The following is a 19,490-nucleotide window of genomic DNA, read 5'->3' as shown; positions in this document are numbered from 1 at the left end:
GAATATTGTTCCTTTTTCTTTATTCCTACATTGACATTAATTCTCTCTTGTGTTACTATATGCTTACTGACTGAGAGGATCACACATGACTACACTGGCAACCATCAACACCGTTGAATTCCAACCTGAAAACAATCCGGAAGTGAACGACATCGCACACGCGATGCTGGTAAACAACTCCCTCCTGATGGATACGTTTTTTCAGGGGCTGTTTGTGGTTGCCAGACGCTTTTTAGGCTACTCCCCTCGCGGAACCAGCTTCCCCTTCACCACCCGCGCTTTTTCGCAAAACCAGCTGAAAAACAGCATCCATGAGCGTCAGGACTTGCAATGGGGTCGCGACAATGGCCGCATTATTATCGAACCTAATGCCGCCACGCCGTCTGTTAAAGGCCGCGAAGCCCTCACTCTACAACTGGACGGGACTGACCACCAGCTGGAAAAGCAACTCTGGAAAACAAACGAACTACGCGAACCAGAAGACAAGCTGAAGTTCAACGCTAACGACACCAAGGCGCTGAACAGCAACGCCATCTACAGCCAGCTTGTTCACGAATACTGGGACAGCATGTTGCGATTTGCACGCAATAATCAAAGCTACCACCCAGCGTGGCAGCAGGTAGGAGCCTGATATGCCTGAGTCAACTTACTTTTTTCATAACTGGGCGCGAGAGCGCTGGACAGTCACCCGAAACGGCGAAATCGGCGTCGGGGAGCAACCGTGGATTCTCGACGATACCGGCTGCATCAATGGAATGGGTGACTTTCGCACCAAGCGCAAGGCGCAGACATGGATTAGCAATGGGTGCCCTGTCGAGGATGGCGAGACGCTCATCTGGGCGAAAAACAGCCAAGACGCCTTCCGGCAGTCTCAGGCACTGCCGGAGAGCAAAAAGAAATGAGAGTATTCGGCAAGGGCCAAAAATATCCCGCCTCTGTCATCAAAGTTGGTGCCATTCTGTACCGGTTCAGTGCTTTTACGGACGATGATGGCAAGACAAGCATTAACCTTGAGGAGTGGCATGTCAGAAGCATCAAGCGTAAGCGCGGCAGCCAGTCAAAATATGGCATCAAGCGATTCGATGCGGAATTCAATCAGGACAAGTACGTCAACCTTACGCACAAGGTGAAAGATCTGACATGGGGCAAGCGCTCGCGCAAGAACGGCGACTTCGGCTTCCTGCCCTCCATTCCCGAATACTACAGAAGGCAATTCAGGGTTGGCTCTGATTTACCCACAGGCATTTACACTACACCACTGGCGGCACTGAAATTTGCTATCAAAGACAAGGAAGATGAAATTCGCCGGTTTGCTGACTACCAAAAAGAAGAAGACGATCCGGAAGAGATCGCACTCTGGGAGGAATCAGTCGAAGAATCACAGAAAGAGCTGCGACTTCTCAAGGCAAGACTGACCCGTTTAAAAAAGTAAAGCAGGAGATATCAATGTACGCTATGTTCGTCAATCGTGAGCCTGAACTGTTAGATAACCACAAAAACATTGTGACGAGAAAGGCAGAGGTAATGGCCAAAGATCCCGAGGCCGAAGTTGATATCACAACACCGCACTATTGTGGCCATTGCCAGTCACCGTTTTTCACCTCACATGACGCGCTTTTCTGTCCCTGTGACGATCCGGACTATCGCCTGTTTTAACCACACTAAAGCGCCTGCCAGTTGACTGACATCGCCATGATAGCAACCAGAGGCGCAAAACCAAGCCACAATCAAATACCTAACCCCATATCAGGCAGCGACTGACGCTCAGGTGTCCCTAAAGACGGTGACGGCCTGACAGACCGATTGACAAACTCACGCGCATTTTTAAGGCCCATATCTCTGTATGCGTCTTCCAGCCATTTCAGGGCGTTCATTGCAAAATCTAATTTGTCTTCAGGCATGACGATTACTTTCCGTTCTTCTACCTGACCAACCGATGGGAAAGGCATAGAGGGTGTTTGATTGATTTGGCCCTCACTCACACCCTGCATTGTCCCTGACTGACCTTCAAAAGCGTAACAACACGACTTATCTTCAGCCGATATATCAGACCCCTTGTAAGACATTTCCTCGAAAGCCAAAGAACATTTAGGGGTTGAGAACGGCGACAGCAGGCTAGAGGAAATCTTAATCGTGGCGCACAACACAACATCCCCCTTTTCAAAGCGCTCGGGGTCGCTACTAAGCCACATTCTATCACCATTAACAACGTACACACCTTCGGACTGTTCAAGCGACAGGTTTTTGATATCCTGCACCGATGTTATCTGTGTATTACTCATACATCACCTTATTGTATTAATACCTTGTTTATAAAATTACTTTAGCATGAAAGGCGGCAAAAAGTCATTCTCAGACACAAAAAAAGGCCGAATCACTCGGCCTTTTTTAATCTATCCTCACGACAGCAAGCGCATCAGGCAAAGCCCCTCATTATTGACGGCCTTACCTCTTTATTCAATTTGTCGACAGCAGCATCAACCGCCTTCGCTTGTTGCTGATAATCACGCAGGCGTTTCGCCATATCCATTCGGGCTTCTTTCATCAGTGACGAGAGCGAACCCCGTCCTGACGCCACACCCAACAGCAGCGTACTGGCACCGGAAGAGGCCACCTCACGCAAACTCTTATGATAAATTCGCACCCAGCGGTATCGTGGCGACCCATGATGATGTTCTGTCGTAGCCTCCACTGTCCATTCACCTGCGCGGTATGTTCTTTTCATCTCAACCCCCTCCGGTTACTTGCACGATTCAATGACACTGGCTACCTTACCGACTTTCTGTCGGTAGTTATTCGCGTTCCCGTCATTAAAAATCGTCAGGGTGATAGTTTCACCATCTGGGTAAGTCACATCATAACGCCATCGCGGCACCGCATTTTCTGTCGGCAGTGATGTCTGCATTCTCACAGAGCGAAAATGCCGCACGTTTAACCATGTAAGATCGAAACTACCCACCCCTGCTGCATCACCCACAATCAGACTACACCCCTTGGCGTCTACAATGGTGGTCGGCATACTCTCGGCATTCGCCATATTAGCTGACAAGCCCATTGCTGTTACGGTGGCGATAATCAACCCTGCTGCCCGAAATGATGCTTTCATTCGCTCTTATTCCTTCATTGATTCTGAGTCTTTATATTATCACTATTATTATTATTTGTCAACTGTATTACGGTTAACCCTCCACCTTCCGCATGTTTTTACAAGCATGTTTTCTCTATCTTTGCTGTTTACTTTTGGTTCTCGCTGTGTTATTATTTCATTATCGAAATTCAAGAAGACAGCAGATGAAATTACGTCACGAATCCGTTTTGCAAAATCACATCCTGACAATAGAGAAAACCATCACGGACACAGATCTGGTCATCAAAGACATAACACCGGAAACTCGTAAAGCGTTTTGCTGGGGCGTACCGAAAGTGATTTTTCGCGCCACACTGAAACCGGAGCTTATTGCGGACATCGAAACCGCCATGCCAACCCCTGTCCCGCTCGGCAAGCTTAAAGACGGCGTGGAATTCGTCTTGCGTTCTGACATCATCCTCAGCGACAGGATATCTGACGAACAGGCTGATAAATTTCGCGCTGAGATTGAAAAACTGCAAGAAAAGGCAGGTAAGAAAATCACGGCGAATCAGATGATGCGGCATTTTATCGAAGAGCTTAGAACAGAGTTGCAGCTCATCGTCAATCAATGGAACGCCAGTGTACTGGAGCGACTGGCAGTCAACATCCACTCCCCCACTATCATGGCCCAGTCAGTTTTGGAGGAGTCTGAGAAAAAGACCGATCAAGAAAGGCTGGCTAAAATCAAGCACCTTGAGAGAGCCATGGAGGCCGTATCCGAGCAGATCAACGAACTTCAGGAAGAGTCCCGCAGCCTTGCTGAAGAGAAGCTCAGAATTGAACGCAAGTCTGTCATGGACTATCTGGCCCGTCACTGCGACAAGACCAGCCGCGCCATGTTCAATGAGGTTTACCTGCAATATGCCAACAAATCAGCACACCCATAAGGAACATGCCTATGAACACAACCGATACGCTGCTGTTTATCACCAGCCGCCTAGCGGAAAAAAGCAGCACACCAAAGCACTCAGTTATCAGTATCGAGCCGAGCGCCGCCGCCGAATTCCTGAGCAGAAAGCCTGAATCAGGGGAAACCGAGGTCATTGGCGAACTTACCTACACAGCTCAGCCTCGCGTACAGACGCTGGAAGAGGCGACAGCGCTTCAGGCTGAAAACATCATGTTTGCAGTCGGCACGCGCAATGGCGAAAATCTCAGTAAACTCATGGATATACGAACACAACCACAGGCGGCATTTGCTACGTGCGAGTTTCTTAATCCGGACTACTTCTACGTCTTCCCTGTGAAGGCTGAGATCACTCAGGTGTTCCATAGCGAGGAAGAACTGGCAGCAGTGTGGGAGGTGGCGTGAGTCACCTCTAAAATATCACATTCAGGTTGACTTATAGTTTAGGTTGTGTTATTATTGTTTCACTTACTGGGAGAAGGGATTACTATGACTTTAAGCAGCATAAAAGATTACTTTATTGACTATGCACGAGACTCTCGGACATCCGGCGGGCAGCAGTTAGAAGATGCTATCGCAGGCATGACTGACGACATCGGCGATCTGCATGAGAAAACATGCAAAGACGGAACGCAGTGCCTGTACTGGCCACTGGATGACAAGCATGTACTGGCATTCTTTAATCGCAGCGAGACCGGAGCCATGACAAGTCCCGACAACCATGTTGCGTACCTCTACGGCCAGCCTGACTGGGATGAGGCTGATGCAGAAGCGTTGGTAATCAGCCATTCAAAACCTTAAGGGCCATTGACGCACCGGTACTGCCCAGCCGGTTACCGGTGCAATCCCCCAGTAATTGAGCAAACCCTGTCTGGGTACAGGCCAATGTAAAGCCTGACAGCATCACGCCCTCAGATAGGGAGATTGCCACCGCATACCTGCGCAGCCTGTCAGCCGTGATAAAATAATCAATTTTGTTGACACATAATATCGTTTGTGTTATTATAATCTCACTGACTGAGAGAAAGGAATTGCAATCATGAGTATAGCTGACGCTTGCGCACAATGGGGCGCTGACATCAAAAACGAGGTAATGCATGATACGTGGGGCCATCTGGGGCCAACCTCGGGCAAGCACAGCCTCATTATCACGCTCGCCTACTCCGAATTCGGCGATACCGTCATGGTTAACACCCAGCACCCAACGTTGGAAGAATCCCCGTGGCACCATGCGAATATGCAGAAGCTGGTTAACGAACTGACTGACGGCGATGACATTGAACAGGGCGGCGTATACCGGTTCGAGGGCACCTGCACCTACGGCTACACAAAAGAGGATGTCCAGAATGAGTTTCGGGATCGCATCAGTGATTGCGAATACGATGCAGAACGGGACGCCTTGGACGGCAAAGCCAAGCTTGAAATGCTCAAAACCATGACTGGGCAGGGCACGGCTGAAGAAATGCTGGAGGCGCACTCTCTGGAGCATCTGAATACCTGCTTGAAAGCTTGCGAAATTGATGAGCTATCTGCCCTGCACGTCATCACGATGACAGACTGGGAAGGGGATATCACCACGCTGGTGGAGCCTGTTTAGGCTCCAACCACTGCATCTACACACCCCTTACATCACCATGATTGAATTTTTGTAGCTAACTTCTACAATTATTTTTGTGCTCTGATGGAACATCTGAAATAGGCACCTTTAAGAACGGCAGATTCAAAAAGGAACCACCCCCATCTGTGTGAAAAACATTATCAAACCGGATTAATCTTGTTGACGTGTGATGTCATTTGTGTTATTATTATTTCACTGACTGACAGGAAGCGACATCATGGAATTTACCACTATTCGTAAGAACAACAAAAAAGTCATTTCCGGACACATTAACAGTGCCGCTGTCGTTGCAGTATTCCGTCAGGGGGGTTACCACCCGATGGACAAAACCACAGCCCTGACACTGGTGCAGGAAGGCAAGATCAGAAACGTCTACCTCGACAATAACGAGCGCCTGACTATGGACATGACTGACCGCACTATCGGCCAGTATGTTACGACCTTTCCTTCACTGGCACTGGCAGAGTCTCACCTGTACTCTAAAGACTATGCTCGTATTCATCCTGACAATGAACTGGCGGCATTTACACGCAGCCATTGACCCCGTTCGCCGCGCCAGCATCTCTCTCAGTCAACCGCTGGCGCGGCACTAACCACCTATACCACTGCCCGTGGGTGTAGGTGTATCGGTAGCGACATAATCAACGCGCAAAAAGCCATAAAAACACGTAAGAATGTTGACATGTGTCATCAAATGTGTTATTATATTTGCAACAACTGAGAGAGAACAATACCATAATGAAGACACGCACCACACCCCAGCCTCTGCGCCGTGATACCGCCGACAAAGAAGTGCAGGCGCTGCTGGGCGCAGGCAATGCAGGCCAGCTGGAATCCGACGTGGTGTACACCACCCAGCTGCATGTCCTCAAGTCCAACGCCTATTACATCGGGCAGCTGTGTGTAGAGGAAGATCACGGCTTTTGGTCTGCCACGCCCTACTCCCGCGAGTCAGGGTACTTCCCCACCCGAGAGGCGGCGGAGGCGGCACTGGAGGGTTACCGCCAATCCACTATGCAGTTGCACTAAGCACCTGCTTGTTTTCGCTGGTGGTATCACCACCAGCCTTGAACCTGAATGCAGCTGAGAGAGACGATTATGCAATTATTTGGTATTTACGCTTCACAGTACGAAAATACAGAAATCATCCACTACGTGGCGATTGATGCTGCCACCAAAAGCATCACCCACAGCAGTGAGCCTGACAGCGCCGAGGATGGCACTGGCGACCACCTGCGCGACACCGTGCAGATTGAGCACAACGGCGAGTATTTCGAGTTCCCGTGCGAAGATGGCGATCTGACAGAACAGGGTAAGCTTGAACTGACCAACCTCTATGAGGAAACCATGCTGGCTGACATTGCCCAAGATCCCGCCTTGCTGAAGCATATTGCCTGACAAAGAGCATGGCGGCTGACCCTGCGTCCGCCGCCTGTGTGTTTTTCGGCCCTTGGAATACCCGACTTTTCTTATTTGTGTTGACATTTAGTATTTACTGTGATATTATATATTCACTGACTGAGAGGACACTTGTATGACACAGAGCAAACCGGTTTTTCAAGACACACACATCACCGACATCCAGCGCGGCGACACCGTTGAACACAACGGCAAGCTGATGACCGTCAGCAAGTACGATATTAAACACGGCGGCTTCATGGGGTCTACCCTGTGCGGCGACTCCTACAAACTCGGCACAGTGTCTGTGAAAAAAGTGGTGGGCTGGGTATAACCCAGCTGCCCTGAACAAGGATATCGGGAATGATAAGCAACCATCAGATTAAACGCTTCAGCAAAGACGGCCTGACTGTTGAAACATGGACATTTTGCTTTATTGACTTCAACGTCCATCTGGATAGCTACACTTGTGGCGTGCGCCAGACCAAGCGACACAAACCGCGCATCGACAAGCGCTGGGAGCGCCTCCATGAGCGCAGAAGGAACATCGACAAGCCTGCCGTACCAAAGGACGTGAACGATGAACTGCTGATTTGGATACAAAGCCAGATCACGCCGCGCTATGACATCAAATAACTTTTCCGGTGCTGGTGGTTCATCCACCAGCAAAATAACCCTTTTTCTGTTGACATGTGATATCACTTGTGTTATTATGCATTCACTGACTGAGAGAAAGGAAATACATCATGACAAAACACATCATTAAAACAACCACCAACAATGGCCTAACCGTTGAGACGTGGGAATTCAGCAATATCGGAACCAACCTGCGCCTTGACAGATACACCTTCGGCCACCGTCCTACCACCCGACACAAGGCTAAACCCGAAAAAATCTGGGATCGCATTAAAAAACGCGAATGTAACACTGACGAGCCTGCCGTACCGGTGGCTGTGAAACAGCAGGCCGTCGACTGGCTGATCAGCACAATCACAGTCAGCTTCACTACTGCTGAGTAACGCACAGGCTCTTGATTCAGGCGGAAATTCCCGCCTGACAACCTCTATTGAATTGACTGCATTGTTAATTTGTGTTAATATACTATCACTGGTTAAGAGAGAACTGCACCATGAACAACTCCATCGTATATAACACTCCTCACAAGCTTCGTAACAACGCCGATGTCAAAGCAGCATTTGGCAAAAGCAAGACCTCACAGGGCGTTGACAGCTTCGAAGACATGGCATCAGGCCGCTTCGTGGCCACCGTGGTAAGTACACCGGATTACAAAATCGAGCGGGTCACCTGCGTGAACTACGAAGAATACGGCAAGATCCTTAACTGCACCTTCTGGCGGTTCGTAAAATACGGGTTTGATACCACGGAAATTCACGACCCTAAAGATCTCGAAGCAGCCGTAGAAGCTTTCTACGCAGAACACCCGTCTCTGGCGTCCTGACATCTGACAGCAGGTGAGTTACCTCACCTGCCCCAATACCCTGAGGATAATAAACATGAGCAAGTCCGCCACCCCTGTCACTCCCGATAGCCTCCATACGTGGGCCATGCTCTATACCCGAACAGCAAAACAGGAAGGCAGGGAACGCACACTACCAACCTTTCAAGAGGCTGCCAGCCACTTCAGTGTCGAACTCGAAGATATTGAACATCTCATCTACGACTACGATGGTGAGGGCTATCTCGGTGAGATCACAGGATTCCGCTCCGTATCGTTCAGACACAGCGCAACCCGCATCAAAGATATTGCAGACTATCAGATAGAAGCAGACTTAATCTAATCTTTTGTTGACAGTCGCTCTCATATGTGTTACTATGTATTTACTGACTGAGAGGATACCGCATGACAGCCATTGAACAGATTCTTCGCACCCACGCCCTTGGCGACAACCTGCCACTGAGCATCACCAGCATCAAACACTTTACAGCACAGCGCTGCATCGACCTTAACTCAGTTGAAGACTTAGGCGTTGACCAAATCCTGATTGGCACCGTGCCTACAGGGAATATCGCCCTGCTGACCCGAGACAGCATTTACCAGCTCCGGTTCGCGTTTCTGGTTGACCCAGAGCGTGACGACCCCATCACCGAAGTATATGGCAATTTCTCCGATGCGGAGATTGTCGGTGAAGCGATCAAGGCAAAGCGCATTATTCATGTTTTCAACCGCGCCAATGACGCCTATCGCCCAGAGGTGGAGCTGAGTGAGATCCACGCCTTTACCACCCGTGAGGCGGCAGAAGAGTACCTGAAAAGCCTCTGAACTACCTTCTGATACGGCGCGTTTACCCCCGCGCCGACCACATTCCCGACATACCCTTGATTAAAACCGCAGTGCAGTATTTTTACATTCCCATGTTGACTTTTGATGACTTTTGTGTTATTATTTGTTCACCGACTGAGAAATGGAATCAATAATGAAAGACACTATCATCAAAGCAGCAGAAAAAACATTCGGCACAGTTGTCGCGGTTCAGAAAAACATACTTCTGATCAATCGTACTAAGCATTCCACCCAAACCCCTGACAATGAATACATGACCATCAAAGGCGGTGAGAACGAAAATGGCATCTCATTCCATTCCGGTGAGTACTGTATGTCTCTGGTCGATGCTGTCATCAGCCTGCACCGCCGCTCGGGCGTGACGTCCTCAAACTCTGAGTTTGATAAGTTAGTTCAGTCTCTAAGCTGAAAAACATCAGTGCCAGCGCAACAACTGGCACTCCATTTTCTGCAATACTATATTGACAAGCGAACCCTTCTGTGTTATTATGTTCTCACTGACTGAGAGAGGAAACGCACAATGAAACTGACTTTACAAAATACCGGTATCAACAGAAAAGCCATCGTTATCGACACACCTATCACGGTAGCCGATCTGATCACAGACACCCCCCGCGTGTCCGATGAAACATTTATCACTGCTTACCCAACCCTGAGCCTGACAGGCGCACTCAGACCTGAAGTGGCAGCGGAGATTGAAGCCAAAATCCCGCAGAGCGTTTTAAGAAGCTACAGCGACATCCTGAAAGAAACGAAAGGCAACGAGCATATCGAACTGAGCTTTGTCGGCTTGTCAAAAGCCCTGCAACGCACCCGCTTTCTTGAAGCCACAGAAAAGCTGACTGCTATGAGCACTGATGAGGCGTCACTCCTGAAGCTGAAGACGCAGATCGCTGAGGAACTTAACCAGAAGCTGAATAAGATGGTGTCGCTCGTTAATCGCGATGTAACCGAAGCAGCGGAAGGCTACGTGCAAAATCCGGACAACATCTACCGACACATTGTCGGCAATACGGACGACAAGGTAGAGTCACAGGCCGAAATTGACGCACTGGATGCAGAAGCCCGCGAACTGCAAGCGCAAATCAATGCACTGAAGTCCAAACGCACGGAGCTGACCGACAAAAGCCACAGCCTGAAGCAGCAGGTGGCAATCAACTTCCTGCGTGAGCGCGGCGAGTCCGTGATCCACGACATGCTGGACAACATCATACTGAAGCGTAAAGAAGCCAACTTTTTCGGCGACATCTAAGCCGCTCCCTACAGGGCGGTGCCGCCGCCCTGCACTTGCCTGACGGCACATTCTGTTATTCTTGATATCAAGTCCACTGGCTGTGCTGGTGGCTTCGTCATTCTGCACGCAAAAAAGTCACTTTATTTTCAATATTGTGTTGACATATGTTAACCTTTGTGTTATTATGTATTTACTGACTGAGAGAGGAATGACACATGACACACCCTGCGCAAAAAGTTACTGTTATCACTGGCACCACCCTGACCGGCGTATTCAAAACGCTGGGCGTAAATAATGCACTTGCCAATACCGTTAACGGCTTTAAAAACATGGCAGCAGCACAGCGCTATGCCCGCGATACCAGTGCCGAACTGGTTCACACCTACAAGGTGCTTGAGACCAAGGAAATGGACTTAAGCATTGCCAAAATCCGTGGCGAGAAGATTTTCGACTACGGCTCCGCCTACCTCACCGCGTAACGCTTGGCGGCTGGCAGGATTCACGCTACGGCCCCCTGTCAGCCAATAATTCCCCTTGCAGCGAGAGAACGGAATCCCGTCCTCTCCCTCAGAACAACAACTAAAAGGTAGCACCACATGGAATTATCAGTATCAGAACAAGTCCGTAAGCTGGAGCGCAAAGCAGAGCGCTTTGACGAGGCCGTTGATCGCATCATGGACTTAAAGCGATTGATTGAAGATCTTGACGCTGGTGAAATCTCGCAGACCGGTGTTATCAGAAAGGTTAAAAGCCTTATAAGCTTTTACGAACCGAGTTCACGCGCTTGGATTGCAAAAGTAGAAGAACAGGGTTACCAGCAGGGGGAACCTGAGAAGTATTCAGGCAGCACTTTTAACGGTGAAAAGATCCTTGAAGTTAAAGCCACCAGAGAAGGTGAGGTATTCGCCATTACAGTTACCGGCCCGCACTCTGTCGGCTTTATGAGTGATGATTGCAGCTATAAGTCGGGCCTAGATTACATCCTGTGCGATATCCAAAATACGAATGGCCTGACGCTGAACAAGTAACTTATTCAGCAACAGATGTGAGGCTGCAATTTTATAAAGAGAGTAAAAAGTCTCTGAATTATGTTGACATGTAGTGATGTTTGTGTTATTATGTATTCACTGACTGAGAGAGAGATGACTGCCATGACTACCACTACTCTGTTACATGCTGAACAACCTGCCTTCGCTACCCGTGCAGCGGCGACTATCGCGTTTCACAACCCGACTGCGGAGTCTCCCGTATCCGGTATCAGCTTTGTGTTCGGCGCGGAGGAATCTGCAAGCCTTGCAGCAACGCCAAGCAGCATGTTTCTCAATCCGGCTATCATCCATGCACGGGATGCTGACGATGGCAAATCTGCTTTTGAGGTAATCGAGTCTATCCTGCGCCGCCTTAAAGTGGCCCACAATGTCACCCGTATTGAGCAGGTGGACACAGAAGACAACAAAACTATCTTTGTTGTGACTTATAACAAGGCTGTTCACTAAGTTTTTGTGCGGCTGGTGGCATCCACCAGCCAAACTACCGCATTATCGCACCGCAGAGCCACAGAGAGAGGACTTTATGCAAATTGCCGCCATGTACTCCCGCGTTTTCCAGCACCGCACTGTAAGACACCCTGTGGCTATTGAGAGCGATACGTTCCAGATCTCCCCGCTCGGCGAAATATTGCCTGTTCCCGAGCATCCAGAACTGTCCGTTAAGTTCGGCGAGTATATGTATGACTTTGTGACTGTCACCCACGGTGGCCAGTCCCGTGACTTTGACTGCATAAACGGGCAGATGACGGAGGAATCCAGAGACGATCTGTTCGACTTCTACGAAGAGACTATGCTCAAGGAAGCCGCAGACGCCGTAGCCGAGACCCAATGGTTTGGCCGCAAGTTCAAACCTTACAGACCGGTCGTCAGAGAGTAACCCTTAATGCCGCGCCAGCCCCTCTCTCAGTCAACCGCTGGCGCGGCAACCCTCACCGGCCTGCCGGATACTGACAATCCTGTTCGATATGTGTCAGTATAGAACCTCTTCAAAACGGATTAATCACAGTAAAGGAAACAATATGGCCGCAAAAAAAAGAAAAACCGCAGCAAAAAAAAGAAAGTCCGTACCTATAGCGGTTTACAACCAATGGTTCCAGAAGGTTGAAAAGCTGACAATCAGCAAAAACGCACTCAAAAGCCGTCAGGCAGAAAAGTACTCACCCCGCTGGATAGGCTATTTCGCGAATGGCTGTACGCCATCTGTTGCTATCCTTAAGGATAAATTACATAAATTCTGAGCACGACCTGCCACCGCCGCGCCAGCCTCTCTCAGTCAACCGCTGGCGCGGCCTCTTCAGCACTTATCAGCCCGCTCTTTTCCGGTATTTCTGCGCCCTGTGTTATGCTTGACTCTCTGAGGGATAACATTACCGGAACACTATATGACTGCACAATTTTTCTCTGTCCAATCGACCACACCCGAATGCACCACCCGAGATGATATTAACAATATGCTGGTGCTGGCCACCCGTGGCGGCCTCAATCTCTCCGGCCATGCTTTCAGGGCCGGTGATGACATCACCCTTATCCTGCATAACGTCACCGCCCCAGCGTCCGCCCGTGATCTGCCACGCCAGATCCTGATAAACACAGCCACAGGGCTTAAACAGGGCGACATGGTGTATGTTGACGGGAAGCTTTGCGAGGTTACGGTTCACGATTCCTCCAGAGCACTCGAAGCTCTCGAAGAAATAGACTACGGCAGACTGAAAGTGATCAACAACGCTCCCACACTCACTGAGTTCCGTCAGGCTGCTTTCAGCCTCGAAAATACTTGCCAGCAACACACCGACAGCAGCACCCACCTCCCTGATCAGGTAATAAACGACATCATGTCACGCCATGGCCTGACTGTTGAGGATGTACTTAACCAAATCTGATTTTCCTTCCCTTGTGCTATTTGTGTTGACGCCTGTCGTCATTTGTGTTATTATCTTGTCATATCCGAAGAACACCGGATGCAGCCTGTCCGGTGCAATACTTGCCCGCCGCGCCAGCCTCTCTCAGTCAACCGCTGGCGCGGCTCCCCTGTAACGGATGTAACCTCCGACAGACTGACTATGAGGCCGATGTGCAGAATGACAAAACAACTTTACACTGCTGAAGCCCTTACCCCCGCAGAGCAGCCCTCCGGCACAATGGACAATATTCTGATCTTGCGTATCGGTGACGAAGGGAATGTGGCTGTCAATGTTGTCAGGACGCAAGGAAAGTTGCTCATGACCCTGTATTCTTCAGGAATCGACTCTGACTACAACAGAATGCGCAAAAGATGGGCGGATAACTCAGCCGGACTGAACACAGGCGATTTGGCGTATGTCGACGACATCCTTTGCAAGGTGACTGCTGTTTTCGGCTACCATGCAGACTGCGGCGTGCTGGAAGAGGTAGATGACGGCCCGTCCCTTGCTGAGTTTCGACGGACGGTATTACAAGCAGGGAACCCCGCTTATACCGGTGACGGTAACGACAAGGTTTTTACTGACTCACTACTCAACAGAATAATGGAGAACACCGGTAAGTCAGTCGAAGACATTATCGAGGAAATAGAGGCGCAAAAGACACCCATTTTAAGTTGACAAAGTAGCGCTACTTGTGTTAATATTAGTGCGTCAACTGAGAGAGAGAAGTTTGCCATGAGCATCATCATTCAACATCAGCGCGAAAAAATCAGTCAGCTTCAAAGTCAGATTGCCTATCTGGAAAATGACGTACTGCCTAACAAATTGGAAGCTTGGGAGCGAAAAGAATACGAAACGGTTCTTGCCGATTACAAGTCGGAACTCGCTGCCACCGAAGCTGCCATAGCGCAGGCATCATAGACAATCACCCGCAACCTCTTTGCCGCCCTGCCTCTCAGTCAACCCGTGGGGCGGCACCCCTGTTTTTGAAAGCAAGGACAACCCATGGCTGCACTAGCTAGCGAATTCATGGAAATGGAAGATGAGTTCGTGACAGTAATTTATCCACGGCACAAGGCGTGCGATAATCACCGTTAATAAATTGACTTTCGATATCATTTGTGTTATTATGTGTTCACTGACTGAGAGAGGGAACACCCCATGCTGAAGATTGACCACAACATCACCGCGCACCTCAACAAAACCGGACTGAAACACATGAAAGGCGGAGCCATCGCAGAGATGGCCGCTGCACAAATCACCGGAATGTTGCCTGCTCTGCTGAAAAAGACCCCTGTGCCAACCGAAGCGTCTGTTCTCAGCAAGTGGCTGTCTGCCACTATGACGCACTATATCAATGATCCAACCGTGGTCGATTTTATGCTGGTGGAATTCGACAACGCTGAGTTGCTGATGCCACTGCTGATGAACTATAAAACCGGTGCAGAACTGACCATCACCTCACTGGCAATGCGCGACAACATGACGCTGTATGAGGCGGTGCAGTACCTGCCGAGCGTGACGGTTGCTCATATGCTGAAGGAGCACGCGGACGAACTGGCAAGTCAGATCTTATTCCTTACGGACACACTGCCTGAGGAGCTGAACCCTGCCATGTTGAGCCGCCATGTTGCAAGACACATCAAAACCATTCTGAAGGGTGACATTGAAGTGTCCTTAAAGTGTCTGGAGAAGGTTGCCTGATGGCAGCCACCCATAACCGGCCTGTCTCACGCAAGGAGAAACTATGAGCATCAGCCTGATCCAAATAAAAAACGCCCTTCGCGAAAAGTTGTCAGACAATACCGTCACGGATTTTGACTTTGACAAAGCCGCACTGGCGGATGCCATCGCCGCGCAGCTGCCTGACAACAGCAACGCACTAAAAGTCGCTGATGGCGGCGGTCAGTGTACCTACGGCTACCAGAGTATCTCTCTGCCCGATAACGACCCCAGCACCTTTACCGTTATCCTTACAGACGAAACCGGCTGCAATCTCCCTCCTGATGAGGACGAATATATCATCGCCCTGTATCCTCACGAGCACTGGAGTGATTACGAGCCGCTTATTCTCATCAGTAGTGATACGAAACAATCCTGAGTAACAGCTGGCGAAAGCCAGCTTAAAGGGCAGATCGCCTATCTGCAAAACGAGGTACTGCCCAACAAAATGGAAGCATGGGAGCGCAAAGAATACGAAGCCGCCCTCCTGTAGCCTGCTTGCATGATTTAGCTGGTCAGGCGCGATAAAGTATCTCATAATACGACGGATTTTTATCGCTTTATCATTACGGATTATCTATGATTACTCTTAACAAGCCGCACAGCTCCCTTTTCACCGCCGCCAGTCTGGTGATCATACTAACAGGCATTAATCTCGCACAGAGCATTGTTGTACCACTGTTGCTGGCGTTATTTGTCGCCATCTTAAGTTATCCTATTGTCACAGGACTGGAGCGCCTTAAGATCCCCGAAACAGCCGCCGTACTCATCGCCGTGGCCATCATCTTATTCACGGGCACGGCGCTGGGGCAATTTGTTAATACCTCCATCAAAAGCTTCAGCGCTAACGCCCCAGCCTACAAGGCACAGCTGGCGGAACATCTGGATAAAATTACTTTTTTGCGCGAGATAGAACTGTTCGACAAATCCCTGTCTGAGACCCTGACAGCGATGAATCCCGAGCAGGCCATGAGTATTGGTGTCAATGTCCTATCCAATGCCAGCAGCATCGTAAGTAATACATTCTTAATATTACTCGCCGCCATCTTTATTTTGCTGGAAGCGAAATTGTTTCGCGATAAGATCCATGTCTTGTCCGGTAGCGGCAACCTGTCGCAGAAAATTGATAACTTCATTGAGTCAGTAAAAGGTTACATGCTTATCAAAACAGGCATCAGCCTGCTGACAGGGGCTGTTATCAGCCTGTCTCTCTGGCTGATTGGCGTCGAACACTTTCTGCTATGGGGCTTGCTGGCGTTCCTGTTTAATTATGTTCCTACTATCGGCTCTATTATTGCCGCTGTTCCACCTGTCTGCCTCGCCTTCGTACAAATGGGATCAGGCACCGCCCTGCTGGTGGCCGGAGTTTTTATCGCGGCAAACGTGATCATAGGCAATGTGATTGAACCCAAATTCATGGGGCAAGGACTTGGCCTGTCCACTACCGTTGTGTTCCTGTCTCTGGTGTTCTGGGGGTGGCTGCTTGGCAGTGTTGGCATGCTATTGAGCATTCCACTGACAATGATGCTGAAAATCGCCAGCAACAACAGCGAAAACTGGCACTGGCTCGCCGTTATTCTCAGCGATAAGCGCCAATAATGGCGCTCTTCTCACCTCTTCAGATTTTCTTCAGCTACTCTTATCTTTTATTGACACGTACACTCGGTTGTGTTATTATATATTCACTGACTTAGAGAGGTTCAATATGAATTTACATGCTGACTTACAAAATCTTCGCGGCAACACCATCATTCAAATTCGCAACCTGATTGCACGCATCGGCGCACCCTCACCGCTCGCCGCATCGGCAGGCTTGGCCGGAGAGCGCTTTCTGGCTATTCCAGAATGCCAGGCTTTTATCAATGATGAACGCCTTTGCTTCATCAATACCGAGCGCGGCCTGCTGGAAGATGGCACACAGATAGAACTCAACTTCATTCTCTCAAATCACTTGGAAGAATTACTGGTCGAGCTGGATGATTTAGCTTTACGCTAAATCATCCCCATTGTTGATTAACGCCAGCCTAAGGAAAACACGCATGAAAAATCATCTTGAGGCTGGCACGAACGCCAATACTGTCAAACAGTGGCTGAAAGAATACCTGAACAACGCTGCGCGATAACTTCCCCCTCTCTTCGGAGAGAGGAACCTGTTTTTTTTGCTCTCAATCCACTTACGCCCTCGGTTAAAACCGCAAAACAATTTCCGTGCGCGAAAATAAAACCTTTTGATTGACATGTTGTATCGCTTGTGTTATTATATATTCACTGACTGAGAGGATGCACATATGACCGACAATCAAGTCCACGTATTTCAGGTTTCCGGCTTAGGCACTGCCCCTTTCAAGCTGGTGGGTTTCTACAAAATGCCCTCCCCAGCCTTGGCAGAACATAACCCCCACGGTTACAACATGGCGCTGGCAGCAATGCCTGAAGGTGTGGCATGCGGCAGCTGCAACCACTGCGGCACTCCTATCGTAAATAACTTTATCATTGAGTCCTCTGACGGCCAGAAAAGCGCTGTAGGCTGCGACTGCGTGGCAAAAACCGGTGATAAAGGTCTTGTCAGCAGCATTAAGCTTAAACAGCGCCAAATCAACCGTGAGAAACGCGAGGCAGCACGGCAGGCCAGAGAGGCTGCACGCGAGCAGTCAGAGCGCAAAGCTAACGGCGGCAAAACCAATTCGGAGATCCGCACCGAGAAACTGGCTGCACTGGATGCAACGGTAACCGAATTTGAAGATACACTGGCAGACCGCCTGCATGATATTGCCAAAGCGGTTTACGACAACCGTGGCAACGGCGTTTTCCTTCGCGACATGGCAAAGTATCTTTTAGAAGGTCGCCTGCTGGAGATCTCACCGCGTGCAATGACCATTGTGACAGAAGTGGCTGCAAAAGCCCTGTCAGGCTCAGCACGCAAAGCAGGCAAGGCATACGCCGCGAAACATGAGGAAGTAAAAGCCCGTCTGACTACCGCCCGCGATGAGCAAAAAGCACTTGCTGACAAGATTTATCAACAAAGGCTGGCGGCCTACCGTGACAAAGGATAAGGCCACCTTATCCGCCCATAATATCCGGAATTGTATTGACATATATTAATCATTGTGTTATTATATTTCTACTGACTAAGAGATGGAGCCGCCATGCCACGCAAACGCCGCAACCGGAATACATTCGCTGAAAACCTGCTGTACGGCTTTGCCATGCTTGCCGGTGTCACCGGTATTGTCGCCGCAGTGGCCGTAGGCGCATTAACCCTCCATCCTTCAAATCCCCACAATGCTGAAGGACTATGGATTCTTACCGTGTTTGCCGTACTGTCCGGAATAATTATGCGACAGGGCTACAACCTGTGCGATTTTAATAACTAAGTTTACTGACCTGACTATCAACTGAGAGTATGACTATGAGCACAAACACCCCTGTTATCAGCCTGTGGCACGACAACCCGACCGGCATTACGCATGAAGAACTGAACCGCAACATCCGCAAAAACCAGATCGCTGACATTAACCGTGAGGCCAGTGAAGGCTTTAACCGGATTGCCGCCAGCCTGACTGACATCAACAAGGCATTTATAGCCTCTGTCAGACGCAGCACGTTCGGCATAGACATGATCCGAGCCATGAACAGCGGCAACATCTCATGCCTGCCCGAGAAGGCGCTGAAGTACATCGCGAGTTCGGCTGCTATCCACCACAAAACGCAGGACGCTGACACCCTAAAAGCCCGTCTTGAGGTCTTGCGTAATGACGCTGTGAATATCGACGTAAAGGCCCGCATGGCAAAAGCCAATCTGAAAGCGCCTGCCGACCACGATCCGGCAGATCACGACTACGGGTACTTTTTCAAATATCCGCAGTGACAGAACCGACTCAGGCCAGCCCCAGTGCTGGCCACCTGTTATTCTTGGTAACAAGCCAGTGCGCCCTCTTCGCTCCCGTGCGAAATTTTCTTGACTTTTTTGGCATTATTTTCACTCCCTCGGTTGACATATAGTGTCACCTGTGTTATTATGTATTCGCTGACTGAGAGAGAGAACACACATGACTAAACGCACTGCACTGCTTAACGAAAACCAAATGTCTTTTGCCGATCTGGGCCTGATGGAAGCGCACCCTGCCGTAACCGCTGCTGCCAAACCTAAAAAGGCAACTAAGAAGAAAGCCGCTGTAAAATCTGACGATGCGGCAACCAAGGCGCTGCAAGCCCTGCTGCCAGCGGTA

At 49.6% G+C, this 19,490-nt stretch carries 38 protein-coding genes; 35 read left to right on the top strand and 3 right to left on the bottom strand.

Features of this window, described 5'->3' with window-relative positions:
* Positions 1 to 85: 85 nt before the first annotated feature.
* Genes ACXAGR_RS09475 through ACXAGR_RS09460 form a run of 4 tightly spaced genes read left to right on the top strand, consistent with a single transcriptional unit; the run spans position 86 to position 1,656 of the window.
* Positions 86 to 631 carry a hypothetical protein gene (locus ACXAGR_RS09475; RefSeq protein WP_474849576.1) on the top strand — a complete coding sequence of 182 codons (546 nt, stop codon included), beginning with the start codon at positions 86 to 88 and terminating at the stop codon, positions 629 to 631.
* A 1-nt stretch (position 632) separates the two neighbouring features.
* Positions 633 to 902: a hypothetical protein gene (locus ACXAGR_RS09470; RefSeq protein WP_474849574.1), complete on the top strand. Its 270-nt coding sequence runs from the start codon at positions 633 to 635 to the stop codon at positions 900 to 902.
* Positions 899 to 1,432, top strand: a complete 534-nt coding sequence (locus ACXAGR_RS09465; RefSeq protein ID WP_474849572.1) for a hypothetical protein — start codon at positions 899 to 901, stop codon at positions 1,430 to 1,432. The genes ACXAGR_RS09470 and ACXAGR_RS09465 overlap by 4 nt, the downstream gene beginning before the upstream one ends.
* Positions 1,433 to 1,446: 14 nt before the next feature.
* Positions 1,447 to 1,656, top strand: coding sequence for a hypothetical protein (locus tag ACXAGR_RS09460; protein ID WP_474849570.1), 210 nt, complete (start codon positions 1,447 to 1,449; stop codon positions 1,654 to 1,656).
* Between the two features lie 71 nt (positions 1,657 to 1,727).
* Here ACXAGR_RS09460 and ACXAGR_RS09455 read toward each other — a convergent pair whose 3' ends face one another.
* The 3 genes from ACXAGR_RS09455 to ACXAGR_RS09445 form a co-directional block, all read right to left on the bottom strand.
* Positions 1,728 to 2,282 carry a hypothetical protein gene (locus ACXAGR_RS09455; protein ID WP_474849568.1) on the bottom strand — a complete coding sequence of 185 codons (555 nt, stop codon included), beginning with the start codon at positions 2,280 to 2,282 and terminating at the stop codon, positions 1,728 to 1,730.
* 134 nt (positions 2,283 to 2,416) lie between these two features.
* Positions 2,417 to 2,725, bottom strand: a complete 309-nt coding sequence (locus ACXAGR_RS09450) for a hypothetical protein (protein ID WP_474849566.1) — start codon at positions 2,723 to 2,725, stop codon at positions 2,417 to 2,419.
* 15 nt (positions 2,726 to 2,740) lie between these two features.
* A complete protein-coding gene (locus ACXAGR_RS09445) occupies positions 2,741 to 3,106 on the bottom strand; it encodes a hypothetical protein (RefSeq protein ID WP_474849564.1) in 366 nt (121 codons plus the stop codon).
* 185 nt (positions 3,107 to 3,291) lie between these two features.
* Between ACXAGR_RS09445 and ACXAGR_RS09440 the strand changes: the two genes are divergently transcribed.
* From ACXAGR_RS09440 to ACXAGR_RS09290, 31 genes are all read left to right on the top strand, one after another.
* On the top strand, positions 3,292 to 4,017 hold the full coding sequence (locus ACXAGR_RS09440) for a hypothetical protein (RefSeq protein ID WP_474849562.1): 726 nt from the start codon (positions 3,292 to 3,294) through the stop codon (positions 4,015 to 4,017).
* A gap of 11 nt (positions 4,018 to 4,028) precedes the next feature.
* Complete coding sequence (locus ACXAGR_RS09435) at positions 4,029 to 4,442, top strand: hypothetical protein (protein ID WP_474849560.1); 414 nt, start codon at positions 4,029 to 4,031, stop codon at positions 4,440 to 4,442.
* An 84-nt stretch (positions 4,443 to 4,526) separates the two neighbouring features.
* Complete coding sequence (locus ACXAGR_RS09430; protein WP_474849558.1) at positions 4,527 to 4,838, top strand: hypothetical protein; 312 nt, start codon at positions 4,527 to 4,529, stop codon at positions 4,836 to 4,838.
* Between the two features lie 238 nt (positions 4,839 to 5,076).
* Positions 5,077 to 5,634 (top strand): hypothetical protein, encoded by a 558-nt coding sequence (locus tag ACXAGR_RS09425; protein ID WP_474849556.1) that lies wholly within the window; start codon positions 5,077 to 5,079, stop codon positions 5,632 to 5,634.
* Between the two features lie 238 nt (positions 5,635 to 5,872).
* A complete protein-coding gene (locus tag ACXAGR_RS09420; RefSeq protein ID WP_474849554.1) occupies positions 5,873 to 6,196 on the top strand; it encodes a hypothetical protein in 324 nt (107 codons plus the stop codon).
* A gap of 197 nt (positions 6,197 to 6,393) precedes the next feature.
* Entirely contained in the window at positions 6,394 to 6,684 is a 291-nt protein-coding gene (locus ACXAGR_RS09415; RefSeq protein WP_474849552.1) for a hypothetical protein, read from the top strand.
* A gap of 48 nt (positions 6,685 to 6,732) precedes the next feature.
* Complete coding sequence (locus ACXAGR_RS09410) at positions 6,733 to 7,053, top strand: hypothetical protein (RefSeq protein ID WP_474849551.1); 321 nt, start codon at positions 6,733 to 6,735, stop codon at positions 7,051 to 7,053.
* Positions 7,054 to 7,189: 136 nt separating this feature from the next.
* Positions 7,190 to 7,387 carry a hypothetical protein gene (locus ACXAGR_RS09405; RefSeq protein ID WP_474849549.1) on the top strand — a complete coding sequence of 66 codons (198 nt, stop codon included), beginning with the start codon at positions 7,190 to 7,192 and terminating at the stop codon, positions 7,385 to 7,387.
* 29 nt (positions 7,388 to 7,416) lie between these two features.
* Entirely contained in the window at positions 7,417 to 7,689 is a 273-nt protein-coding gene (locus ACXAGR_RS09400; RefSeq protein ID WP_474849547.1) for a hypothetical protein, read from the top strand.
* Between the two features lie 110 nt (positions 7,690 to 7,799).
* The gene (locus ACXAGR_RS09395; protein WP_474849545.1) at positions 7,800 to 8,072 is read left to right on the top strand and encodes a hypothetical protein; all 273 of its coding nucleotides are present in this window, start codon (positions 7,800 to 7,802) and stop codon (positions 8,070 to 8,072) included.
* A 110-nt stretch (positions 8,073 to 8,182) separates the two neighbouring features.
* The gene (locus ACXAGR_RS09390; RefSeq protein ID WP_474849543.1) at positions 8,183 to 8,512 is read left to right on the top strand and encodes a hypothetical protein; all 330 of its coding nucleotides are present in this window, start codon (positions 8,183 to 8,185) and stop codon (positions 8,510 to 8,512) included.
* 55 nt (positions 8,513 to 8,567) lie between these two features.
* Complete coding sequence (locus ACXAGR_RS09385; protein WP_474849541.1) at positions 8,568 to 8,852, top strand: hypothetical protein; 285 nt, start codon at positions 8,568 to 8,570, stop codon at positions 8,850 to 8,852.
* Positions 8,853 to 8,914: 62 nt separating this feature from the next.
* Positions 8,915 to 9,334 (top strand): hypothetical protein, encoded by a 420-nt coding sequence (locus ACXAGR_RS09380; protein ID WP_474849539.1) that lies wholly within the window; start codon positions 8,915 to 8,917, stop codon positions 9,332 to 9,334.
* A 154-nt stretch (positions 9,335 to 9,488) separates the two neighbouring features.
* Positions 9,489 to 9,764 carry a hypothetical protein gene (locus ACXAGR_RS09375; protein WP_474849537.1) on the top strand — a complete coding sequence of 92 codons (276 nt, stop codon included), beginning with the start codon at positions 9,489 to 9,491 and terminating at the stop codon, positions 9,762 to 9,764.
* 111 nt (positions 9,765 to 9,875) lie between these two features.
* The gene (locus tag ACXAGR_RS09370; RefSeq protein WP_474849536.1) at positions 9,876 to 10,607 is read left to right on the top strand and encodes a hypothetical protein; all 732 of its coding nucleotides are present in this window, start codon (positions 9,876 to 9,878) and stop codon (positions 10,605 to 10,607) included.
* Between the two features lie 197 nt (positions 10,608 to 10,804).
* On the top strand, positions 10,805 to 11,068 hold the full coding sequence (locus tag ACXAGR_RS09365) for a hypothetical protein (RefSeq protein WP_474849534.1): 264 nt from the start codon (positions 10,805 to 10,807) through the stop codon (positions 11,066 to 11,068).
* Positions 11,069 to 11,185: 117 nt separating this feature from the next.
* Positions 11,186 to 11,617, top strand: coding sequence for a hypothetical protein (locus ACXAGR_RS09360; RefSeq protein WP_474849532.1), 432 nt, complete (start codon positions 11,186 to 11,188; stop codon positions 11,615 to 11,617).
* Between the two features lie 123 nt (positions 11,618 to 11,740).
* Positions 11,741 to 12,085: a hypothetical protein gene (locus ACXAGR_RS09355; RefSeq protein ID WP_474849530.1), complete on the top strand. Its 345-nt coding sequence runs from the start codon at positions 11,741 to 11,743 to the stop codon at positions 12,083 to 12,085.
* Positions 12,086 to 12,161: 76 nt separating this feature from the next.
* A complete protein-coding gene (locus tag ACXAGR_RS09350) occupies positions 12,162 to 12,515 on the top strand; it encodes a hypothetical protein (RefSeq protein WP_474849528.1) in 354 nt (117 codons plus the stop codon).
* A 142-nt stretch (positions 12,516 to 12,657) separates the two neighbouring features.
* Positions 12,658 to 12,876, top strand: a complete 219-nt coding sequence (locus ACXAGR_RS09345; protein WP_474849526.1) for a hypothetical protein — start codon at positions 12,658 to 12,660, stop codon at positions 12,874 to 12,876.
* A 144-nt stretch (positions 12,877 to 13,020) separates the two neighbouring features.
* The gene (locus tag ACXAGR_RS09340) at positions 13,021 to 13,518 is read left to right on the top strand and encodes a hypothetical protein (protein WP_474849524.1); all 498 of its coding nucleotides are present in this window, start codon (positions 13,021 to 13,023) and stop codon (positions 13,516 to 13,518) included.
* Between the two features lie 198 nt (positions 13,519 to 13,716).
* Positions 13,717 to 14,217 (top strand): hypothetical protein, encoded by a 501-nt coding sequence (locus tag ACXAGR_RS09335; RefSeq protein WP_474849522.1) that lies wholly within the window; start codon positions 13,717 to 13,719, stop codon positions 14,215 to 14,217.
* Between the two features lie 57 nt (positions 14,218 to 14,274).
* Positions 14,275 to 14,460 (top strand): hypothetical protein, encoded by a 186-nt coding sequence (locus tag ACXAGR_RS09330; protein WP_474849520.1) that lies wholly within the window; start codon positions 14,275 to 14,277, stop codon positions 14,458 to 14,460.
* Positions 14,461 to 14,700: 240 nt separating this feature from the next.
* The gene (locus ACXAGR_RS09325) at positions 14,701 to 15,243 is read left to right on the top strand and encodes a hypothetical protein (RefSeq protein ID WP_474849518.1); all 543 of its coding nucleotides are present in this window, start codon (positions 14,701 to 14,703) and stop codon (positions 15,241 to 15,243) included.
* Positions 15,244 to 15,286: 43 nt separating this feature from the next.
* Positions 15,287 to 15,640 carry a hypothetical protein gene (locus ACXAGR_RS09320; protein ID WP_474849516.1) on the top strand — a complete coding sequence of 118 codons (354 nt, stop codon included), beginning with the start codon at positions 15,287 to 15,289 and terminating at the stop codon, positions 15,638 to 15,640.
* A 200-nt stretch (positions 15,641 to 15,840) separates the two neighbouring features.
* Entirely contained in the window at positions 15,841 to 16,860 is a 1,020-nt protein-coding gene (locus tag ACXAGR_RS09315) for an AI-2E family transporter (protein WP_474849514.1), read from the top strand.
* Between the two features lie 106 nt (positions 16,861 to 16,966).
* A complete protein-coding gene (locus ACXAGR_RS09310) occupies positions 16,967 to 17,257 on the top strand; it encodes a hypothetical protein (protein ID WP_474849512.1) in 291 nt (96 codons plus the stop codon).
* A gap of 292 nt (positions 17,258 to 17,549) precedes the next feature.
* Complete coding sequence (locus ACXAGR_RS09305; RefSeq protein ID WP_474849510.1) at positions 17,550 to 18,314, top strand: hypothetical protein; 765 nt, start codon at positions 17,550 to 17,552, stop codon at positions 18,312 to 18,314.
* Between the two features lie 93 nt (positions 18,315 to 18,407).
* Positions 18,408 to 18,635: a hypothetical protein gene (locus tag ACXAGR_RS09300; RefSeq protein WP_474849508.1), complete on the top strand. Its 228-nt coding sequence runs from the start codon at positions 18,408 to 18,410 to the stop codon at positions 18,633 to 18,635.
* A 35-nt stretch (positions 18,636 to 18,670) separates the two neighbouring features.
* Entirely contained in the window at positions 18,671 to 19,129 is a 459-nt protein-coding gene (locus ACXAGR_RS09295) for a hypothetical protein (RefSeq protein WP_474849506.1), read from the top strand.
* Positions 19,130 to 19,310: 181 nt separating this feature from the next.
* Positions 19,311 to 19,490: hypothetical protein (locus tag ACXAGR_RS09290; RefSeq protein ID WP_474849504.1), on the top strand; the 180-nt coding region annotated here is incomplete at its 3' end.

The sequence above is a fragment of the Alteromonas sp. ABH4_457 genome (assembly GCF_056160625.1).
Note: the sequence above shows the minus strand (reverse complement) of the source record. Positions and strands in the feature narration are given on the sequence as shown.

Bases quoted from the DNA above. Each gene is read 5' to 3' on its own strand.
- ACXAGR_RS09340 (WP_474849524.1), top strand. From the start codon at position 13,021: ATGACTGCACAATTTTTCTCTGTCCAATCGACCACACCCGAATGCACC.
- ACXAGR_RS09365 (WP_474849534.1), top strand. From the start codon at position 10,805: ATGACACACCCTGCGCAAAAAGTTACTGTTATCACTGGCACCACCCTG.
- ACXAGR_RS09430 (WP_474849558.1), top strand. From the start codon at position 4,527: ATGACTTTAAGCAGCATAAAAGATTACTTTATTGACTATGCACGAGAC.
- ACXAGR_RS09425 (WP_474849556.1), top strand. From the start codon at position 5,077: ATGAGTATAGCTGACGCTTGCGCACAATGGGGCGCTGACATCAAAAAC.
- ACXAGR_RS09410 (WP_474849551.1), top strand. From the start codon at position 6,733: ATGCAGCTGAGAGAGACGATTATGCAATTATTTGGTATTTACGCTTCA.
- ACXAGR_RS09390 (WP_474849543.1), top strand. From the start codon at position 8,183: ATGAACAACTCCATCGTATATAACACTCCTCACAAGCTTCGTAACAAC.
- ACXAGR_RS09455 (WP_474849568.1), bottom strand. From the start codon at position 2,282: ATGAGTAATACACAGATAACATCGGTGCAGGATATCAAAAACCTGTCG.
- ACXAGR_RS09470 (WP_474849574.1), top strand. From the start codon at position 633: ATGCCTGAGTCAACTTACTTTTTTCATAACTGGGCGCGAGAGCGCTGG.
- ACXAGR_RS09465 (WP_474849572.1), top strand. From the start codon at position 899: ATGAGAGTATTCGGCAAGGGCCAAAAATATCCCGCCTCTGTCATCAAA.
- ACXAGR_RS09405 (WP_474849549.1), top strand. From the start codon at position 7,190: ATGACACAGAGCAAACCGGTTTTTCAAGACACACACATCACCGACATC.
- ACXAGR_RS09460 (WP_474849570.1), top strand. From the start codon at position 1,447: ATGTACGCTATGTTCGTCAATCGTGAGCCTGAACTGTTAGATAACCAC.
- ACXAGR_RS09310 (WP_474849512.1), top strand. From the start codon at position 16,967: ATGAATTTACATGCTGACTTACAAAATCTTCGCGGCAACACCATCATT.
- ACXAGR_RS09435 (WP_474849560.1), top strand. From the start codon at position 4,029: ATGAACACAACCGATACGCTGCTGTTTATCACCAGCCGCCTAGCGGAA.
- ACXAGR_RS09375 (WP_474849537.1), top strand. From the start codon at position 9,489: ATGAAAGACACTATCATCAAAGCAGCAGAAAAAACATTCGGCACAGTT.
- ACXAGR_RS09355 (WP_474849530.1), top strand. From the start codon at position 11,741: ATGACTACCACTACTCTGTTACATGCTGAACAACCTGCCTTCGCTACC.
- ACXAGR_RS09380 (WP_474849539.1), top strand. From the start codon at position 8,915: ATGACAGCCATTGAACAGATTCTTCGCACCCACGCCCTTGGCGACAAC.
- ACXAGR_RS09320 (WP_474849516.1), top strand. From the start codon at position 15,287: ATGAGCATCAGCCTGATCCAAATAAAAAACGCCCTTCGCGAAAAGTTG.
- ACXAGR_RS09400 (WP_474849547.1), top strand. From the start codon at position 7,417: ATGATAAGCAACCATCAGATTAAACGCTTCAGCAAAGACGGCCTGACT.
- ACXAGR_RS09315 (WP_474849514.1), top strand. From the start codon at position 15,841: ATGATTACTCTTAACAAGCCGCACAGCTCCCTTTTCACCGCCGCCAGT.
- ACXAGR_RS09415 (WP_474849552.1), top strand. From the start codon at position 6,394: ATGAAGACACGCACCACACCCCAGCCTCTGCGCCGTGATACCGCCGAC.
- ACXAGR_RS09440 (WP_474849562.1), top strand. From the start codon at position 3,292: ATGAAATTACGTCACGAATCCGTTTTGCAAAATCACATCCTGACAATA.
- ACXAGR_RS09395 (WP_474849545.1), top strand. From the start codon at position 7,800: ATGACAAAACACATCATTAAAACAACCACCAACAATGGCCTAACCGTT.
- ACXAGR_RS09295 (WP_474849506.1), top strand. From the start codon at position 18,671: ATGAGCACAAACACCCCTGTTATCAGCCTGTGGCACGACAACCCGACC.
- ACXAGR_RS09475 (WP_474849576.1), top strand. From the start codon at position 86: ATGACTACACTGGCAACCATCAACACCGTTGAATTCCAACCTGAAAAC.
- ACXAGR_RS09350 (WP_474849528.1), top strand. From the start codon at position 12,162: ATGCAAATTGCCGCCATGTACTCCCGCGTTTTCCAGCACCGCACTGTA.
- ACXAGR_RS09445 (WP_474849564.1), bottom strand. From the start codon at position 3,106: ATGAAAGCATCATTTCGGGCAGCAGGGTTGATTATCGCCACCGTAACA.
- ACXAGR_RS09330 (WP_474849520.1), top strand. From the start codon at position 14,275: ATGAGCATCATCATTCAACATCAGCGCGAAAAAATCAGTCAGCTTCAA.
- ACXAGR_RS09300 (WP_474849508.1), top strand. From the start codon at position 18,408: ATGCCACGCAAACGCCGCAACCGGAATACATTCGCTGAAAACCTGCTG.
- ACXAGR_RS09360 (WP_474849532.1), top strand. From the start codon at position 11,186: ATGGAATTATCAGTATCAGAACAAGTCCGTAAGCTGGAGCGCAAAGCA.
- ACXAGR_RS09345 (WP_474849526.1), top strand. From the start codon at position 12,658: ATGGCCGCAAAAAAAAGAAAAACCGCAGCAAAAAAAAGAAAGTCCGTA.
- ACXAGR_RS09420 (WP_474849554.1), top strand. From the start codon at position 5,873: ATGGAATTTACCACTATTCGTAAGAACAACAAAAAAGTCATTTCCGGA.
- ACXAGR_RS09325 (WP_474849518.1), top strand. From the start codon at position 14,701: ATGCTGAAGATTGACCACAACATCACCGCGCACCTCAACAAAACCGGA.
- ACXAGR_RS09450 (WP_474849566.1), bottom strand. From the start codon at position 2,725: ATGAAAAGAACATACCGCGCAGGTGAATGGACAGTGGAGGCTACGACA.
- ACXAGR_RS09370 (WP_474849536.1), top strand. From the start codon at position 9,876: ATGAAACTGACTTTACAAAATACCGGTATCAACAGAAAAGCCATCGTT.
- ACXAGR_RS09385 (WP_474849541.1), top strand. From the start codon at position 8,568: ATGAGCAAGTCCGCCACCCCTGTCACTCCCGATAGCCTCCATACGTGG.
- ACXAGR_RS09305 (WP_474849510.1), top strand. From the start codon at position 17,550: ATGACCGACAATCAAGTCCACGTATTTCAGGTTTCCGGCTTAGGCACT.
- ACXAGR_RS09335 (WP_474849522.1), top strand. From the start codon at position 13,717: ATGACAAAACAACTTTACACTGCTGAAGCCCTTACCCCCGCAGAGCAG.